Source organism: Micromonospora sp. M42 (assembly GCF_000568915.1).
In the GTDB taxonomy this organism is placed as follows: Bacteria; Actinomycetota; Actinomycetes; order Mycobacteriales; family Micromonosporaceae; genus Micromonospora; species Micromonospora chalcea.
Map to the genome: position 1 here is coordinate 950,872 of NZ_KK037233.1, position 16,371 is coordinate 967,242.

A 16,371-nucleotide genomic window follows, 5' to 3' on the forward strand; every position below is an offset into this window, starting at 1 on the left:
GGCCAGGACCCGCTCCTGCTCGTCGGCCTGCGCCGGCCGGCCGCCCGGGTGGGCGTGCAGCACACGCAGCGGGGCGCCGCGGGGGGACGCCGTTTCGGCGGCGAACTCGACGGCGGCGCGGGACAGCGCGGAGCCGTCCACCCCGGCCACCACCGGGCCGGGTGTCGCGGGCGGCGCCCCGGGCCACCAGCACCGGGCAGTCGGCGTACGCGGTGACCTGCAGCGCGACCGAGCCGATCACCAGCGAGGCGAACCCGCCGAGACCCCGGTCGCCGAGCACGATCAGCGCGGCGGTGGGGGACTCGCCGATCAGCACGGCGGCCGCCTCCCCGTCGATGATCTCGCCGGTGATGCGCAGCCCGCGCTCCTGCGCCTGGGCCGCGTTGACCGCGTCGGCGACCAGTTGCTCGGCCTGGTGACGCAGGCCGGCGTGCGGCGGCGCCCCGGCCGGAGCGGCCACCGGTACGCCCAGCAGCGGCCAGATGAATCCGTGGACCACCCGCAGCGGCCGGTTGCGGCGGGTGGCCTCCCGGGCGGCCAGGAGCACGGCCCGGGTCGCCGGCTCGGAGCCGTCCACCCCGACCACCACGGCCGCACCGTCAGCGGAGTTCACCAGGTACCTCCTCGTGGCCGGCGCTCCCGCGGCCAGTATCGCGGCCGGCGGGACCGGCCCGGGGCGATACCGCGCCGGTCGCCCGGTCGGTACGCTGGCGGACAGCGCCCAGGGAGGGAGGCCCGTCGATGGATCAGCCGGACGGACCGAGCACCGCCCGCATGATCGACTACTGGCTCGGCGGCCGGCACCACCGTCCGGTCGACGTCGCCGCGGCCGCCGCGTTCGAGGCGGCGTACGGGCCCTGCGCGGCGATCTTCCGCTCGCTGCGCGGTTTCCTGGGCCGGACCGTGCGCGCCATGGCCGGCGACGGCGTGGACGGCTTCCTGGTCTTCGGTGCGGGCGTGCCCACCTGCGGAAACGTGCACGAGGTCGCACCGAAGGCGACGGTCCTCTACACCGACGTCGACCCGGAGACGGTCCGGCTCGGCCAGCGCCTGCTCGCCGGCAGTGACCGCGCCGGTTACGGCTACGGCGACGCCACCGACATCGGCACCGTCGACCGGGCGCAGCTGCACCGTTTCGTGCCGGGGTGGGGGAGACGGCCGGTCGGAGTGGTGTTCCTCGGGCTGGCCGCGTTCCTGGACGACGACACGCTCGCCCGTACCCTGGACGAGTTGTACCGGGCGGTCGCGCCGGGCAGCCGGCTGGCGATCGACTTCGACAGCGAGGAGCTGGCCGGGCACCCGCAGGCGCTGGCCATGATGGGCCCGGCGTTCCGGATGCGCGCGCCCGAGCGGTTCGCGCCGCTGCTGGGCCGCTGGCGTCCCACCGACGAGGGCGTCGTGCCGGTGGCCCGGTGGCGGCCCGAGGGTGAGCCGGAGCCGGTGCCGGACGCGTTCTACGGCGCGTTGGCGCTGCGGCCGGCGGACTGAGCCGCGCCGGTCGAGGCGGGCCGTTCGGCGGTCGGGGGTCCTTCGTATGATGTTTGCTCTGTAGCAATAGTCGTCATCGGAGGATGAGCATGCCGGAGGCGTCCGGATCGGTGTCACGTGCCCTGCGCACGGCGCCACCCGACCAGCTGGTGGAGACCGCGGACGCGGTGCTGCGCCAGACGCTCGGGGCCGCGCGGGCGGAGGTGTTCGTCGCCGACTACCGCGCCAGCGGCCTCTGGCCGGTGCTCGACCCGGACGTGCCCGACGGTGGCCCGTTGCCGGCACACACCGTGGCGCAACGCTGCTTCAGCAGCCAGGAGCCGGTCCTGGACATCATCGACGACGGCCGCTGCCGGGCCTACCTGCCGCTGTCGGTGTGGGGGGAGCGGCTCGGCGTCCTGATGGTCGAGCTGCCCGGTGACCCGGACGCGGCCACAGTGGAGGCGGCGCGGGACGCCGCCGGCGAGCTGGCCGTGGCCATCCGCGCGGCCGACCGGGAGACCGACAGGTACCGCCGCGCCCGGCGGCGGGAACGGCTGAGCATGGCTGCGGAGATGCAGTGGGACCTGTTGCCGGGGCGCAGCGTGCGCCACGGCGACGCGTTGCTGGCCGGGCAGCTCGAACCGGCGTACACGGTGGGCGGTGACCACTTCGACTGGTCGGTGGACTGTGAGCGGCTCACCCTCACCGTGCTCAACGGCACCGGCAGCGGGCTGGCCGCGTCGCTGCTCACGGCGATGACGGTGAACGCCATGCGCAACGCCCGGCGTTCCGGCGGCAGCCTGGTCGAGCAGGCGGAGCTGGCCTCGGACACCATCTACTACCAGCACCGGGGCGGCCGGCACGTGGCCACGCTGCTGCTGGAGCTGGACAGCCGCCGGGGCGTGGTGCGGGCGGTGGACGCCGGTTCCCCGCAACTGCTGCGGCTGCGGGGGAGGCGGGTCACCCCGATCGCGTTGGAGCAGCAACTGCCGTTGGGCATGTTCGCCGAGACCCGGTACGACGTGCAGGAGTTCACTCTGGAGCCGGGCGATCGTCTCTTCGTGGTCAGCGACGGGGTGTACGCGGCGGAGCCCGACGGCCAGGAGCCGTACGGCGTCCGGGCCATGGCGCGCGCGATGCGGGCTACTCGGCTGCAGCCGGCGACCGAGGCAGTTGGTACGGTGATGCGCGAACTGCATGCGTACCACGCCGACGCGGATCTCCGTGACGACGCGGTCGTCGTCTGCCTGGACTGGCGCGGTTCCGGCCGGTCCGACGACGTCACGGGGCAGTGATCGGGGCGGCGGAGCGAACACGAGCGGGACGATCGCAGGGGACAGCGGGTGGAGCGACCTCCGAATCTTGCCGCGGCCATCGAGTCGGCTGCCGAGGCGCTCATCGGTGTGCTCGACTCCGCGACCTCACGGCACACCGTCAGCGTCTCGCCGACCCAGCTGCGGGTGCTGTCGCTGATCGTGTCCCATCCGGACACCAACGTGAACCGGCTGGCCGAGCTGCTGGACGTGGTCCCGTCGTCGGCGAGCCGGCTCTGTGACCGCCTGGAGGCCGTCGGCCTGCTGCGCCGGGTGGCCGACCCGCGTGACAGGCGAGAGGTGCGGCTGATCCCGACCGCGGCGGCGGACACGTTGCTGCGCGACCTGCAGCAGCGCCGGCACCGTGCGGTCCAGGCGGTGCTCGACCGGATGCCCAACCGTGCGCAGCACGAGCTGCTGCTGGCGCTCGTGGCGTTCAGTCAGGCCGCCGCGGCGGTCGCGCCGCAGGCGGGCTCCGACTCCACCGCCCGGACCGCCTGAGTCCCACCCCGGCGCTGATCCTGACCAACAGCCCGTGATGGTCAGCTAGTGTCCTAGGATGCCATAGCGGTTGTGACGGTCCCCACCCTCACAACACTGAGCAACGGCGCAGCGCGGCCAGCGGCCGGAGCGGGGGAGCCCGATATAGTGGCAGCGCAACTGAGCGGCCGGTGATCACCGGCCGCGTCGGGGGAGGTCCCAGCCCGGGATCACAGAGGGCGCCGGCGTCTGACCGGCCGGCAACGCGCACGTCCCTCCAGCGGCCGCTCGTCCGGCTGCCGGACCGTGCTGCGAAGGGAGGGTTCGGTGTCGCGTCGGCCGGCTCCAGCGGAGCACCCGGATTCCGGGGACGCCACGGTCGTGGGAGACCGCGTCCTCACGCTGCCCAACCTGATCAGCTTCGTCCGGCTCGTCGGCGTGCCGATCTTCCTCTACCTGTTCCTCGTGGTCCGCGCCGACGTCGCGGCCATCGTGGTGCTCGCCGTGGGCGGCACCAGCGACTGGGTGGACGGCTGGATCGCCCGCCGGCTGGGGCAGGTGAGCCGGCTCGGCGAACTGCTCGACCCGCTGGCCGACCGGCTCTACATCCTGGCCACGCTGCTGGCCTTCACCGCGCGGGAGGTGGTGCCCTGGCAGTTCACCGGGGCGCTGCTGGCCCGCGAGTTGCTGCTGCTGGTCTCTCTCGGGGTGCTGCGCCGCTACGGCTACGGCCCGCCGCCGGTGCACTACGTGGGCAAGACCGCCACCTTCCTGCTGCTGGCGGCGTTCCCGATCCTGCTGCTGGCCGACGCCGTGCCGGACATCGGCACCGCGGCCGGCGCGATCGGCTGGGGCCTGGGCTGGTGGGGTCTGGTCCTCTACTGGGTGGCCGGCGCGATGTACGTGGTGCAGGCGAGCCGTCTCGTACGGCAGATGCGGGCGCGGCGCGCGGAGGTGGCGGCGTGACCGGGCCGGCGTCCGGCGACGCGGAGAAGGAGCGCGACCCGTCGAGCCGGGTGTACGCGCCGGACTTCCTGACCGAGCTGTTCCGCAATCCGCTGGACCCGGGGTACGGGGACGCGGCGGCGCGCCGGGCGGCGGGTGGCATGTCGCGGGTGCGGCAGGTGCTGGGCCGCCCGGTGAGCCTGCTCGTCCTGGCGGTGATCGGGTTCCTGTTCGCGGTGGCGTACCGGGAGACGATGGCGGAGGAGCCGAGCCGGGCGACGGCGCGGGCGGGGCTGATCGCCGAGATCAAGGGGCGTGAGGCGGCGACCGACCGGTTGACCGAGCGGGCCGAGCAGTTGCGCGAGGAGGTCGGCCGGCAGCGGGACGCGGCGCTGAGCGGTTCGCAGGCGTCCCGGTTGCGCACGCTGGAGGCGGGCACCGGTCTGGCTCGGGTGCGCGGTGACGGCGTGGTGGTGCGGCTGGCCGACGCGACGGCGGACCAGGACGGCGTGACCAGCGGGGACGCGGGCCCGTCCCGGGTGCTGTACTCGGATCTGCAGAAGGTGGCCAACGCGTTGTGGGCGGCGGGCGCCGAGGCGGTGGCGGTGAACGGCCAGCGGTTGACCGCGACGTCGACGATCCGGTCGGCGGGTGAGGCGATCCTGGTGGACTACCGGCCGGTGACGGGCCCGTACGAGGTGCAGGCGATCGGGCCGCGGTCGATGCGGGACCGGTTCAACGAGAGCCGGGCGGCGGCGCTCATGCGTGAGGTGGCGCGGACGACGGGGCTGTCGTTCGGGGTGAAGCGGGTCGACGACCTCACCTTGCCGGCGGCGCCGCAGCCGCGGCTACGCTACGCCGAGCCTTCGGTCAGTCCGAGTCCGCGTCCGTCGGGTTCGGGGGCCGCCGGTTCGTCGAGTCCCGGGTCGTCCGGCCCGGGTGGTTCTTCCAGCCCCTCGGGAGGTGGCCGATGATCGCGGTGCTGGCGTTGCTCGCCGGTGTGGTGCTCGGGGTGTATCTGGACCCCACGGTGCCGGCGGCGTTGCAGCCGTATCTGCCGATCGCGGTGGTGGCCGCGTTGGACGCGGTGTTCGGTGGGGTGCGGGCGAAGCTGGACCGGATCTTCGACGACAAGCAGTTCGTGGTGTCGTTCATCTCGAACGTTCTGGTGGCGGGGCTGATCGTGTACCTGGGTGACCAGTTGGGCGTGGGTGGTCAGTTGTCCACGGGTGTGGTGGTCGTGCTCGGGGTGCGCATCTTCGGAAATGTGGCGGCGATCCGTCGGCACCTGTTCCGGGCGTAGGTTTGTGGCGATGAGTGAGGAACACAGGGAGACGGGGACGGGGTGGCCGCGTCCGGTGGAGCCGGAGCGGCCGTCGGGTCCGGCGGGTGAGCCGGATCCGCGCCCGGACGCGCCCGATCCGGACGAGTTGAGCCCGTTGGCGCCGGTGGAGCCGGCGCCGGATGAGTCGTCGGAGCCGGCGGAGCGGGAGGCGGTGCCGGAGTCCGAGCCGGAGCCGGGTGCGGTGGCGCGGCCGTCGCGGTCGCGGCGGTTCTCCTCGGCGGGTCTGATGATCGCGGTGCTGCTGGCGTTGCTGGGTTTCACGCTCGTGGTGCAGTTGAAGACGACGTCGACGGATCCGACGCTCGCGGCGACGCGGGAGGAGGATCTGGTGCGGATCTCGTCGGATCTGGATTCGCGGGAGCGGCGGCTGCGTCAGGACATCGACGCCCTGGAGGAGAGTCAGCGGCAGTTGCGCTCGGGTGAGCAGGGCCGGCAGGCGGCGCTGGAGGAGGCGACGCGGCGGGCGGACGAGCTGGGCATCCTGGCGGGTACGTTGCCGGCGGTGGGTCCGGGGCTGGAGGTGCGGTTCTCGGGGCCGGCGAAGGCGGTGTCGTCGACGCGGATCCTGGACGCGGTGCAGGAGCTGCGGGGTGCGGGCGCGGAGGCGATGCAGATCCAGGGCGCTGATGGTTCGGCGGTGCGGATCATCGCGTCGACGTATTTCGTGGACGGGGCCGATGGTGTTCTGGTGGTGGACGGGCGGCGGCTGACGGGTCCGTTTACGATCATGGTGATCGGGGATCCGGCGACGATGCGTACGGCGTTGAACATTCCTGGCGGGGTGGTCGCATCGGTGCGGGACGGCGGCGGTAACGTGACCTCCGAGGATCGTGAGGTTGTGGAGGTTTCGCAGCTGCACGCGCCGATCAAGCTGGACCACGCGCGGCCGGTTTCCTGACCGGGCGCGGCCGCGCCGGTTTTTCCGGTGCACCGATGACGAAGGACGCAGTTGGTGATTCCTGAGGATCTGCGGTACACCGCCGAGCACGAGTGGGTGGTCGGTGGTGACGGTGGTGTCGTCCGCGTCGGTATCACGCACTTCGCGCAGGACGCTCTGGGTGACATCGTGTTCGTGCAGCTGCCGGATTCCGGTTCGGTGGTGGCGGCGGGCGAGTCGCTGGGCGAGATCGAGTCGACGAAGAGCGTGTCGGAGATCTACGCGCCGTTGAGCGGCACGGTGGCGGCGCGCAACGAGGCGCTTGCCGACACCCCTGAGGTGATCAACACGGATCCGTACGGTGCGGGGTGGTTGGTGGAGATCACTCCGGATGATCCGGCGGCGGTCGAGGGGTTGTTGACCGCTGATGCGTACCGCGAGCTCACCGAGAGCTGAGTTCGTGCTGTTCCGGGCGGCGGCGTGGTTCCGCGCGTCCGGTTGCCCTGCATTTCGGCGCTGGCTAGGCTCGCCCAGTCGACCGAGAACCAATAGTTTGAGCGTTGCGGAATGCGCCTTCCCGGGCACGGGGAGCCAGCCGCCGGGTGTGGTGTTGCCCGGCGGCCAGACCCGCCATTTCCTGACGCCGACCGAACAGATCCGTGAGGTGGTCCCATGACGCGCCCAGACGACGAGTTCCCCCCGCTCGACGTCACTTCGACGCTCAATCTCGGTTCGCTCGACGAAGTGCTGGAGGGGCCGGACACCGATGTGGTGCCGAGCCGGATGTCCGGTTCTTTGCCGCCGGGTATGGCGTTGCTGGTGGTTCGCCGGGGTCCGAACGCGGGCGCCCGGTTCCTGTTGGACCACGACGTGACGACGAGTGGGCGGCACCCGGACAGTGACATCTTCCTGGACGACGTGACGGTGTCGCGTCGGCACGCGGAGTTCCACCGGGACGGTGGGACGTTCACGGTGCGGGATGTGGGCAGCCTGAACGGCACGTACGTGAATCGTGAGCGGGTCGAGGCGGCGACGTTGAGCAACGGTGACGAGGTGCAGATCGGTAAGTTCCGGGTGGTGTTCATCGCCGGTCCGCGCCCGGAGGGTGAGGCCGGCCGGGGGTGAACGAGCCTGCGGCTTCGACGCCGTCCGGGGCTGGGCGGGCGCCTGCGCTGATGAGTATCGGCGAGGTGCTGGCTCAGTTGCGGCCGGAGTTTCCGGACGTCACGATCTCGAAGTTGCGGTTCCTGGAGGCCGAGGGCCTGGTGGAGCCGCAGCGGACGCCGGCGGGTTATCGCAAGTACGGCTGGGACGATGTGGCGCGGCTGCGGTTCGTGTTGACCGCGCAGCGGGATCAGTATCTGCCGTTGCGGGTGATCCGGGAGCAGTTGGCCGAGTGGGACGGTTCTGGTCCGTCGCCGGGGCGGGGGCGGCCGAATCTGGTGGCTGTGGGTCCGGGTGGTGAGGTGCCGGGCCGGGAGCCGGTGGATTCGGTCGAGTCGTCGGAGGTGCGGCTGGACCGGGCGGGGTTGATCTCGCGTAGCGGCGTGGACGAGTCGACGCTTGCGGAGTTGGAGCGGCTCGGTGTGCTGGTGTCGGATCCGCCGGGGTGGTACGACGCGGATGCTTTGATCATCGCGAGTGCGGTGGCGGGTCTGGCGGCGTACGGGTTGGAGCCTCGGCATCTGCGGGCGTACCGGTCGGCGGCGGATCGTGAGGTTGGTTTGTTCGCGCAGCTTGTGGCGCCGTTGGCGCGGCAGAGTGATCCGGCGGCGCGGGCTCGTGCGGCGGAGACGGCGCGGGAGCTGGTGGCGTTGTCGCAGCGGTTGCACGCGGCGTTGGTGCGGGTGGGGCTGCGGTCGACGTTGGGCCGGTGAGGTTGTCGGTGGAGGGCCGGGTGTGGTGGACGCCCGGCCCTTCGTCGTGGGGTGGCGCGGAAAGATCTGGTCGGGGGAGCGTGTCGTAGGCTTGCCGGGGTAAGCCCCTCCGGCGAGGCGTGGTGCACGTAGCGTGTGGGACTCCTGTGTCCTGGTCCGTGTACCGTGCAGGGAGGGGCGCGGTGCAAGGTGACGACGACACGGAGGCGGCGGTGCGCGAGCTGAGCGTGGTCGGAGTTCGGGTGGAGTTGCCGAGCAACCAGCCGATCGTCCTGCTGCGGGAGGTCGAGGGGGACCGCTATCTGCCGATCTGGATCGGCGCGGTCGAGGCGACGGCGATCGCTTACGAGCAGCAGGGGGTTAAGCCGGCCCGGCCGTTGACGCATGATCTTCTGCGGGATGTGCTGGCGGCGTTGCAGGCGCCGTTGCGGGCGGTGGAGATCACCGAGTTGAAGGACAACGTGTTCTACGCGGATCTGCTGCTGGGTGACGGGGTGCGGGTGTCGGCGCGGCCGAGTGACTCGATCGCGTTGGCGTTGCGGGTCGGCGCTCCGATTCGTTGTGCGGAGCAGGTCCTCGGCGAGGCGGGGATCGTGATTCCGGACGAGCAGGAGGACGAGGTGGAGAAGTTCCGGGAGTTCCTGGATCAGGTGCGTCCGGAGGACTTCGCGGGTTGAGGTGTGCCCGGCCGGGTGGCCGGGGTCGGCGCGGCGGTGGTTGTCACTGTGGGTGATGGCTGGCCGCCGTGTGTCGTTGGTGCCGGGCGGTCGCGCGGCGTGTCGCGGTGTCTCCTGCGGGTGAAGTGCGGGCGGCGGCGATAGGGTTGCCGTGTCGAGGGGTGCGCGTGACGGGGAGTCGGCGCGGCACCGCCACGGACGCGGGGAGGTTGGTCCGGATGCACGAGCCGCGGGATCCTGGTCCGGGTGCGGAGCAGCAGGCGGGTGTGGGGCCTGAGTCGGTCGGTGACGGTGAGGTCGGCTACCGGGGTGTGACCGCGTGTTCGGCGGTGGGCATCAGTTACCGGCAGTTGGACTACTGGGCGCGTACGGCGCTTGTGGTGCCGAGTGTGCGTGATGCTTCGGGTTCGGGGACGTCGAGGTTGTACTCGTTCCGCGACCTGGTGGTGTTGAAGGTCGTGAAGCGGCTGCTGGACGCCGGGGTGTCGTTGCAGAACATTCGGAAGGCGATCGAGGCGTTGCGGTCGCGTGGGGTGGATGATCTTGCGGGCATCACGTTGATTTCCGACGGGACGACTGTGTATGAGTGCCGGTCGCCGGAGGAGGTGGTCGACCTGTTGCAGGGCGGCCAGGGCGTGTTCGGCATCGCGATCGGTGGGGCGTTCAAGGAGATCCAGGGTTCGTTGTCGCATCTGCCGGCGGAGCCGGTGGGTGGGCAGGAGCCGGTTGCTCCGGCGGTGGAGCCGGAGGCGGACGCGGTGGGTGACGAGCTGGCGGCGCGTCGGGCGCGGCGCCGGGCCGGGTGACCTGCGTCGCGTCTCGTTGACGGGATCGCGCCGCGCCCGAAAAGGGTGCGGCGCGATTCGTGTTTTGGTGACGGGGTGTGCTGTGCGGGGGCCGGGCGGGCCCGGTCCGGTGGTCGGGCGCGGCCCGGTCGGTGTATCCGCAGGTCGCGGCTGGTCGGTGCGCAATGTCCGAAAGGGACGGTACGCGCTGTGGGTTGACCGGGGGTGCTCGGCTGACTGCGGTGTGTTCATCGTATTCGCGGCTGTTGTTGACTGTCCGTAGTTGACGGTTCTCGGGATCGGGACAGGGGCGGCGTGAAGCGTGGTGGGGGGCGCGCTATCGTCCGTTCCGATCGTCGGCGTGTCGACGTCACGGTGGAACGCTGTGTGACTTCGCGCGCCGGACGGTGAGCCCCTGACGCGGCGCTGCCCGCGGACCCCTGGTGGAAGGACCGAGCATGACGGTGACGAGCGAGACCACCCCGATCTCCCATTACGAGCGCATCGGCGGCGCGGCGGCGGTGAAGGCCGCTGTGGAGTTGTTCTACGACAAGGTGCTGGCCGATGCGGATCTCGCGGGCTACTTCACCGGGGTGGACATGGTGGAGCAGCGGCGGCACCTGGCGCTCATGCTGGCGGTGGTGCTCGGTGGGCCGAACGAGTACGCCGGCCGTGGGCTGGCCGAGGCGCACCAGCCGTTGAGCATTCCGGGTGAGCACTACGCGAAGGTCGGTGAGCACCTGACGGCGACGCTGGTGGAGCTGGGCGTGCCGGCCGACGTGATCGCCGACGTTCAGGTCGTGCTCGGGCAGGTCCGCGATCAGGTCGTGTCGGCGGGGGATGCCTGAGCGTGGACGCGGCACGGCTGAAGCAGAGCTGGTCCCTGGTCGCCGCGCACGGCGACCAGGTGCCGCTCTACTTCTATTCGACGCTGTTCCTGGCGCATCCGGAGACCCGGCAGATGTTCCCGACGAACATGGCCGGGCAGCGGGATCGTCTGGTGGCGGCCCTGGGGCATGTGGTGTCCCACGTGGACCAGGTGGATCAGCTGGTCGGGTTCCTGCGGGACCTGGGCGCGGATCACCGGAAGTTCGCGGTGCGCGCGGAGCACTATCCGGCGGTCGGTGAGGCGCTGCTGGCGACGTTGCGGCATTTCTGCGGTGAGGCGTGGACCGATGAGCTGGCGGCCGACTGGACCGCGGCGTACGGCCTGGTGGCGCAGGTGATGACCGACGGGCGCAGGCGGCGGAGTCGCAGTCGCCGCCGTGGTGGGTGGCGGAGGTGCTGTCGCACGAGCAGCGCACGTTCGACGTGGCGGTGCTGACGGTGCGCCCGCAGTATCTGCTGCCGTTCAGGCCGGGGCAGTCGATCGGGGTGTCGCATCCGGCGGTGCGGTCGTGGCGGTACTACTCGCCGGCGAACGCGCCGCGTTCGGACGGCACGGTGGAGTTGCACGTGCGGGCCGCGCCGGGTGGCGTGGTGTCGTCGCGTCTGGTGTACGGGTGCGCGGCGGGTGATCAGATCCATCTGGCGTCGCCGGTGGGGGAGCGGTTGACGTTGTGGCAGGCCAGGTCGTCGGATCTGCTGCTGTTGGCCGCCGGGACCGGCTGGGCGCCGGTGAAGGCGCTGGTGGAGCAGGTGGCGGCGGAGGGTTCCGGGCGGCGGGTCGACCTGTATGTGGGGGCCCGTTCGCGTACGGAGTTCTACGACAGTGAGGCGATCGACAAGTTGGCGGCGACGCATCCGTGGTTGCGGGTGTCGTACGTGGCCGGATCGGATCCGCAGCGGCCGGGGGAGATGGTGCGGCTGGCCGACCGGGTGCTGGCCGACGGGGACTGGCGGTCGAGGCACGTGTATGTGTGCGGGTCCGACGAGATGGTCGGTGATTCGGTGGCGGCGCTGACCGCGGCGGGTTACCAGCCGGGCCAGCTGCACCACGAGGGTTTCGGCAAGCACTGGTACGGCCCGTCCTGGCGGACGGTGGCCGGTTCCGAGGGAGCAGAGGTGATCCGGTGAGCGCGAGGAGTGAGCCGGGGTTGCGAGCCCCGCAGTCGCGAACAGAGGTGATCCGGTGAGCGCGAGCCCGATCAGCAGCTATGACTCGCAGCACGTGTCGGGTCCGGTGCAGGTGCGGCTGACCGCGGACCGGGTGCGTCGGTGGGAGTTCGGGTCGGCGGCGTTCACCCGGCGCGGGTACGACCCGGCGGACGTGGACCGGTTCCGGTTGCAGGTGGCCGACGAGCTGGATCTGCTGGCGGCGCAGGTGGGGGATCTGCGGGCGGAGAACGAGCGCCTCAACGACCATCTGGAGCTGCACCGGCACGGGGTGATCCCGAGCGCGGAGAAGGCGCCGGCGGTGCCGGCGGCGAAGGAGGTCAACCTGCTGTCGGCGGCGCAGCGGGAGGCCGAGCAGATCATCGCGCAGGCGCACGACTACGCGCGCCGGGTGGCCGAGTACGCCCGTACCCAGTACGAGAGTTACATGCGGGCGGCGACGGAGGAGGCGAAGCAGGAGGCCGAGCGGGCGGTGGCGGAGTACCGCAGCGCCGCCGGGGGCAGCTTCGACGACTCGGTGGCGACGCGGGAGGCGTTGCGGATCTTCGGCGAGATGATGATCTCCCACATGCAGGCGGCGGCGCGGCATCTCGACGACGGTAGTGAGCAGTTGGCGCGCACGATGGAGCGGATCTCCCGGGAGTTGCCGGCGGCTGGTGGCGGCGCGCCGCAGCCGGCGTTGCCCCGGCATCAGCGGTGACCGTACCGCCCGGCCTGCGGTGCGGCGGGCCGGGCGGCACGGCTCAGGTGGTGACGGCGGTGATCGCTTCGGCGATGGGGGTGTCGCCGCCGACCAGTTCGAGGGTGTGCCCGGCGGTGCCGGGGGCGTAGAGCAGGGCCAGCAGGACCCGGGCGACGTCGGCGCGGCTGATCGCGCCGCCGGTGACGTGCCGGGCCAGCGTGATGCGGCCTTCGGGTTCGTCGTCGGTGAGCCGGCCGGGCCGCAGCACCGTCACGTCGAGGTCCCGGCCGGTGATGTCGTCCTCGGCGGCTTTCTTGGCCCGCAGGTACGCCGCCCACACGTCGTCGGTGCCGTCGGCGGGTGCGTCGTCCACGCCCATGGAGGAGACCAGCAGGTAGCGGCGTACGCCGGCTTGTGCGGCGGCGTCGGCGAGCAGCACGGCGGCGCCGCGGTCGACGGTGTCCTTGCGGGCGGCGCCGCTGCCCGGTCCGGCGCCGGCGGCGAACACGACGGCGTCGGCGCCGGCCAGGTGGGCGGCGAGGGTGTCGACGTCGGTGTGTTCCAGGTCGCAGAGGACCGGTTCGGCGCCGGCGGCGCGCAGCGCTGCGGCGTGGTCGGGGTTGCGGATGAGCCCGAGCGCGGTGTCTCCGCGGCCGGCCAGTTCCCGCTCCAGCAGTTTGGCGATTTTTCCGTGCCCTCCGGCGATGACGACGCGCATGCGATCAACGTAGCCCGGCCGGGCGCGCCCCGCGGGGCGTCCGGGTGGGAGGTGCGGGTCCGGCGGGGGACGATGGACGGGTGAGTGAGGCGTTCGAGGCGTTGGCGCGGCTGGTGGCCGCCGGGGACGTGGTGGTGCTCAGCGGCGCGGGCCTGTCCACCGAGTCGGGCATTCCGGACTACCGGGGGCCCAGCGGCGCGTCCCGCCGGCACACCCCGATGACGTACCAGGAGTTCACCCGGGATCCGCTGGCGCGGCGGCGGTACTGGGCGCGCAGCCACCTGGGCTGGCAGATGATCGCGCGGGCGGCGCCGAACGAGGGGCACCGGGCGGTGGCGCGGCTGCAGGCGGCCGGGCTGCTCGGCGGCATCATCACGCAGAACGTCGACGGGTTGCACACCGCCGCCGGCGCCACGGGTGTGATCGAGCTGCACGGCCGCCTCGACGAGGTGACGTGCCTGGACTGCGGCAACGCCACCGGCCGCGAGGAGCTGCACCGGCGCCTGTCGAAGGCGAACCCGGGTTTCGACGCGCGGGTGGCGCGCGTCAACCCCGACGGCGACGTGGACCTGCCCGACGAGGCGGTGACCGGGTTCCGCACCGTCGACTGCGCGCTGTGCGGCACCGGCATGCTGAAACCGGACGTGGTGTTCTTCGGCGAGACGGTGCCCGCGCCGCGGGTGGCCGACTGTTTCGCGCTGGTGGAGCGGGCCCGGGCGCTGCTGGTGCTGGGGTCGTCGTTGACGGTGATGTCGGGGCGGCGGTTCGTGCTGCGCGCGGCCCGCCACGGCATCCCGGTGGCGATCGTCAACCAGGGCGTCACCCGCGGCGACACCTACGCGGCGCTGCGCCTGGACGCGCCGCTGGGCGCCACCCTGCGCGCGCTGGCTGACCGGTACGCGGCGGCCCCGGCGCCGGTGTGATCGACAACCCCGGGACATGAGCCGGAAACACGCCCGCTGGTAGCGTTGGGGGTGCCGGTACCACCCACGTGGGAGAGACCGCCGATCCCGGCGGCGCCGAAGGGGCAGATTCTCCCCGGAACCTCTCAGGCAAAAGGACCACGTGGGCAGGCGCTGTGGAGCGCGTCAGCGCGACTCAGGGGGAGGCCGACCCGTCGACCTCGCCCCCCAAGGAGCGCAGCGCATGACCGCAGAGCAGTTCGCCGACCGGCACATCGGCCCCGGCCCGGCCGACGAGCGCCGGATGCTGGAGGCCGTCGGTTACGGCTCCGTCGACGAGCTGATGGACGCCGCGATCCCCGAGGTGATCCGCTGGCACGGCACCCTGGACCTGCCCGCCCCGGCCAGTGAGCGGGAGGCGATCGCCGAGCTGCGCGCCCTCGCGTCCCGCAACACCGTCGCCGTGTCCATGATCGGTCTGGGTTACCACGGCACGCACACCCCGGCGGTGATCCGCCGCAACGTGCTGGAGAACCCCGCCTGGTACACCGCGTACACGCCGTACCAGCCGGAGATCAGCCAGGGCCGGCTGGAGGCGCTGCTGAACTTCCAGACCATGGTCACCGACCTGACCGGTCTGGCCACCGCGAACGCCTCGATGCTCGACGAGGGCACCGCCGCGGCCGAGGCGATGACCCTCGCGCGCCGCGCGTCCAAGAGCAAGAGCCCGGTGTACGTCGTCGACGCCGACGCGCTGCCGCAGACCGTCGCGGTGATCACCAGCCGCGCCGAGCCCCTCGGCATCGACGTGCGGGTGATCGACGTGGAGCGTGACGAACTGCCGGCGGAGTTCTTCGGCCTGCACCTGCAGTACCCGGGCGCGTCCGGCGCGGTCCGCGACGACCGGGCGCTGGTCGACGCGGCGCACGGCGTGGGCGCGCTGGTGACGGTCGCGGCGGATCTGCTGGCGTTGACGCTGCTGCGCCCGCCGGGCGAGATCGGCGCCGACATCGCCGCCGGCACCACCCAGCGGTTCGGTGTGCCGATGGGCTTCGGCGGTCCGCACGCCGGTTACCTGGCGGTGCGCTCCGGGCTGGAGCGGATGCTGCCGGGCCGCCTGGTCGGGGTGTCCCGCGACGCCGACGGCAACCCGGCGTACCGGCTGGCGTTGCAGACCCGCGAGCAGCACATCCGCCGGGAGAAGGCGACCAGCAACATCTGCACCGCGCAGGTGCTTCTCGCCGTGATGGCCGGCATGTACGCCGTCTACCACGGCCCGGACGGGCTGCGCGCCATCGCCCGGCGTACCCATGAGGCGGCGGCGCGGCTCGCGGCCGGGCTGCGCGCCGCGGGCGTGCGGGTCGCGGACGTCGCGTTCTTCGACACCGTCACCGCGACCGTGCCGGGCCGGGCCGCCGACGTGGTGGCCGCCGCGGCGGCGCGCAACGTGAACCTGCGGCTGGTCGACGCCGACCGGGTCGGCGTGTCCTGCGACGAGACCACCACGCCCGCGCACCTGCAGGCGGTGTGGGCGGCGTTCGGCGTCGACGGGTTCGACGGCGAGGTGGACGCGGCCCTGCCGGACGGGCTGGCCCGCACGTCGGAGTTCCTCACCCACCCGGTGTTCCACAGCCACCACTCGGAGACGGCGATGCTGCGCTACCTGCGCCGCCTGGCCGACTTCGACTACGCGCTGGATCGCGGCATGATCCCGCTGGGGTCGTGCACGATGAAGCTCAACGCCACCACCGAGATGGAACCGATCACCTGGCCGGAGTTCGCGCACCTGCACCCGTTCGCGCCGAACGCGCAGACCGCCGGGTACCGGGAGCTGATCGCGCAGCTGGAGGGCTGGCTGGCCGAGGTCACCGGCTACGACGCGGTCAGCGTGCAGCCCAACGCCGGGTCGCAGGGTGAGCTGGCCGGGCTGCTGGCGATCCGCGGCTACCACCGCGAGCGCGGCGAGGCCCACCGCGACGTGTGCCTGATCCCGTCGTCGGCGCACGGCACCAACGCCGCGTCCGCCGTGATGGCCGGCATGCGGGTCGTGGTGGTCGGCTGCGACGCCGACGGCAACGTCGACCTGGTCGACCTCGACGCGAAGATCGACAAGCACCGGGACGCGCTCGCCGCGATCATGGTGACGTACCCGTCGACGCACGGCGTGTACGAGACCGGCATCGCGCAGTTGTGCGCGAAGGTCCACGACGCCGGCGGTCAGGTGTACGTCGACGGCGCGAACCTC

Annotated in this window: 19 protein-coding genes, 1 pseudogene and 1 riboswitch; of the genes and pseudogenes, 18 read left to right on the forward strand and 2 right to left on the reverse strand. The window is 72.3% G+C overall.

The window, feature by feature from the left end:
- Window positions 1-613: pseudogene (locus tag MCBG_RS04005) on the reverse strand (universal stress protein); the annotation flags it as partial.
- Between the two features lie 128 nt (window positions 614-741).
- On the opposite strand from MCBG_RS04005, the gene MCBG_RS04010 reads away from it, so the two are divergent.
- From MCBG_RS04010 to MCBG_RS04080, 16 genes are all read left to right on the forward strand, one after another.
- Window positions 742-1,488, forward strand: coding sequence for an SAM-dependent methyltransferase (locus tag MCBG_RS04010; RefSeq protein WP_043323979.1), 747 nt, complete (start codon window positions 742-744; stop codon window positions 1,486-1,488).
- A gap of 89 nt (window positions 1,489-1,577) precedes the next feature.
- Window positions 1,578-2,765 (forward strand): PP2C family protein-serine/threonine phosphatase, encoded by a 1,188-nt coding sequence (locus MCBG_RS04015; protein WP_043323981.1) that lies wholly within the window; start codon window positions 1,578-1,580, stop codon window positions 2,763-2,765.
- A gap of 48 nt (window positions 2,766-2,813) precedes the next feature.
- Window positions 2,814-3,284 carry a MarR family transcriptional regulator gene (locus MCBG_RS04020; protein ID WP_043323983.1) on the forward strand — a complete coding sequence of 157 codons (471 nt, stop codon included), beginning with the start codon at window positions 2,814-2,816 and terminating at the stop codon, window positions 3,282-3,284.
- Window positions 3,285-3,590: 306 nt separating this feature from the next.
- Window positions 3,591-4,229, forward strand: coding sequence for a CDP-alcohol phosphatidyltransferase family protein (locus MCBG_RS04025; RefSeq protein WP_043323984.1), 639 nt, complete (start codon window positions 3,591-3,593; stop codon window positions 4,227-4,229).
- Window positions 4,226-5,182: a DUF881 domain-containing protein gene (locus MCBG_RS04030; RefSeq protein ID WP_043323986.1), complete on the forward strand. Its 957-nt coding sequence runs from the start codon at window positions 4,226-4,228 to the stop codon at window positions 5,180-5,182. The genes MCBG_RS04025 and MCBG_RS04030 overlap by 4 nt, the downstream gene beginning before the upstream one ends.
- Window positions 5,179-5,511, forward strand: a complete 333-nt coding sequence (locus MCBG_RS04035) for a small basic family protein (protein WP_007071104.1) — start codon at window positions 5,179-5,181, stop codon at window positions 5,509-5,511. The genes MCBG_RS04030 and MCBG_RS04035 overlap by 4 nt, the downstream gene beginning before the upstream one ends.
- 10 nt (window positions 5,512-5,521) lie before the next feature.
- A complete protein-coding gene (locus MCBG_RS04040) occupies window positions 5,522-6,451 on the forward strand; it encodes a DUF881 domain-containing protein (protein WP_043323991.1) in 930 nt (309 codons plus the stop codon).
- 54 nt (window positions 6,452-6,505) lie between these two features.
- On the forward strand, window positions 6,506-6,886 hold the full coding sequence (gene gcvH, locus MCBG_RS04045) for a glycine cleavage system protein GcvH (protein ID WP_043330119.1): 381 nt from the start codon (window positions 6,506-6,508) through the stop codon (window positions 6,884-6,886).
- Between the two features lie 216 nt (window positions 6,887-7,102).
- On the forward strand, window positions 7,103-7,555 hold the full coding sequence (locus MCBG_RS04050; RefSeq protein WP_030503922.1) for an oxoglutarate dehydrogenase inhibitor Odhl: 453 nt from the start codon (window positions 7,103-7,105) through the stop codon (window positions 7,553-7,555).
- A 50-nt stretch (window positions 7,556-7,605) separates the two neighbouring features.
- On the forward strand, window positions 7,606-8,307 hold the full coding sequence (locus tag MCBG_RS04055; RefSeq protein ID WP_176722889.1) for a transcriptional regulator FtsR: 702 nt from the start codon (window positions 7,606-7,608) through the stop codon (window positions 8,305-8,307).
- A gap of 212 nt (window positions 8,308-8,519) precedes the next feature.
- Window positions 8,520-8,984, forward strand: coding sequence for a bifunctional nuclease family protein (locus MCBG_RS04060; protein ID WP_043330120.1), 465 nt, complete (start codon window positions 8,520-8,522; stop codon window positions 8,982-8,984).
- A gap of 218 nt (window positions 8,985-9,202) precedes the next feature.
- Window positions 9,203-9,790, forward strand: a complete 588-nt coding sequence (locus MCBG_RS04065) for a MerR family transcriptional regulator (protein WP_051611479.1) — start codon at window positions 9,203-9,205, stop codon at window positions 9,788-9,790.
- Between the two features lie 437 nt (window positions 9,791-10,227).
- The gene (locus MCBG_RS04070; protein ID WP_043323993.1) at window positions 10,228-10,617 is read left to right on the forward strand and encodes a group I truncated hemoglobin; all 390 of its coding nucleotides are present in this window, start codon (window positions 10,228-10,230) and stop codon (window positions 10,615-10,617) included.
- Window positions 10,618-10,619: 2 nt separating this feature from the next.
- On the forward strand, window positions 10,620-11,093 hold the full coding sequence (locus MCBG_RS33640) for a globin domain-containing protein (RefSeq protein ID WP_223201056.1): 474 nt from the start codon (window positions 10,620-10,622) through the stop codon (window positions 11,091-11,093).
- Window positions 11,051-11,785 carry an FAD-binding oxidoreductase gene (locus MCBG_RS33645; RefSeq protein ID WP_223201057.1) on the forward strand — a complete coding sequence of 245 codons (735 nt, stop codon included), beginning with the start codon at window positions 11,051-11,053 and terminating at the stop codon, window positions 11,783-11,785. Before MCBG_RS33640 ends, MCBG_RS33645 begins: the two co-directional genes overlap by 43 nt.
- Before the next feature lie 55 nt (window positions 11,786-11,840).
- A complete protein-coding gene (locus tag MCBG_RS04080) occupies window positions 11,841-12,524 on the forward strand; it encodes a DivIVA domain-containing protein (RefSeq protein WP_043323995.1) in 684 nt (227 codons plus the stop codon).
- 43 nt (window positions 12,525-12,567) lie between these two features.
- Here MCBG_RS04080 and MCBG_RS04085 read toward each other — a convergent pair whose 3' ends face one another.
- On the reverse strand, window positions 12,568-13,224 hold the full coding sequence (locus MCBG_RS04085) for an NAD(P)H-binding protein (RefSeq protein ID WP_043323996.1): 657 nt from the start codon (window positions 13,222-13,224) through the stop codon (window positions 12,568-12,570).
- A gap of 80 nt (window positions 13,225-13,304) precedes the next feature.
- Here MCBG_RS04085 and MCBG_RS04090 point away from each other — a divergent pair, with 80 nt between their 5' ends.
- Together MCBG_RS04090 and gcvP are read left to right on the forward strand one after the other, a co-directional pair.
- Entirely contained in the window at window positions 13,305-14,147 is an 843-nt protein-coding gene (locus MCBG_RS04090; protein WP_043323998.1) for an NAD-dependent protein deacetylase, read from the forward strand.
- A gap of 59 nt (window positions 14,148-14,206) precedes the next feature.
- Window positions 14,207-14,298: riboswitch (glycine riboswitch) on the forward strand.
- Window positions 14,299-14,370: 72 nt separating this feature from the next.
- Window positions 14,371-16,371, forward strand: a 2,001-nt coding sequence (gcvP, locus tag MCBG_RS04095) for an aminomethyl-transferring glycine dehydrogenase (RefSeq protein WP_043324000.1), incomplete at its 3' end; no start/stop codon positions are given.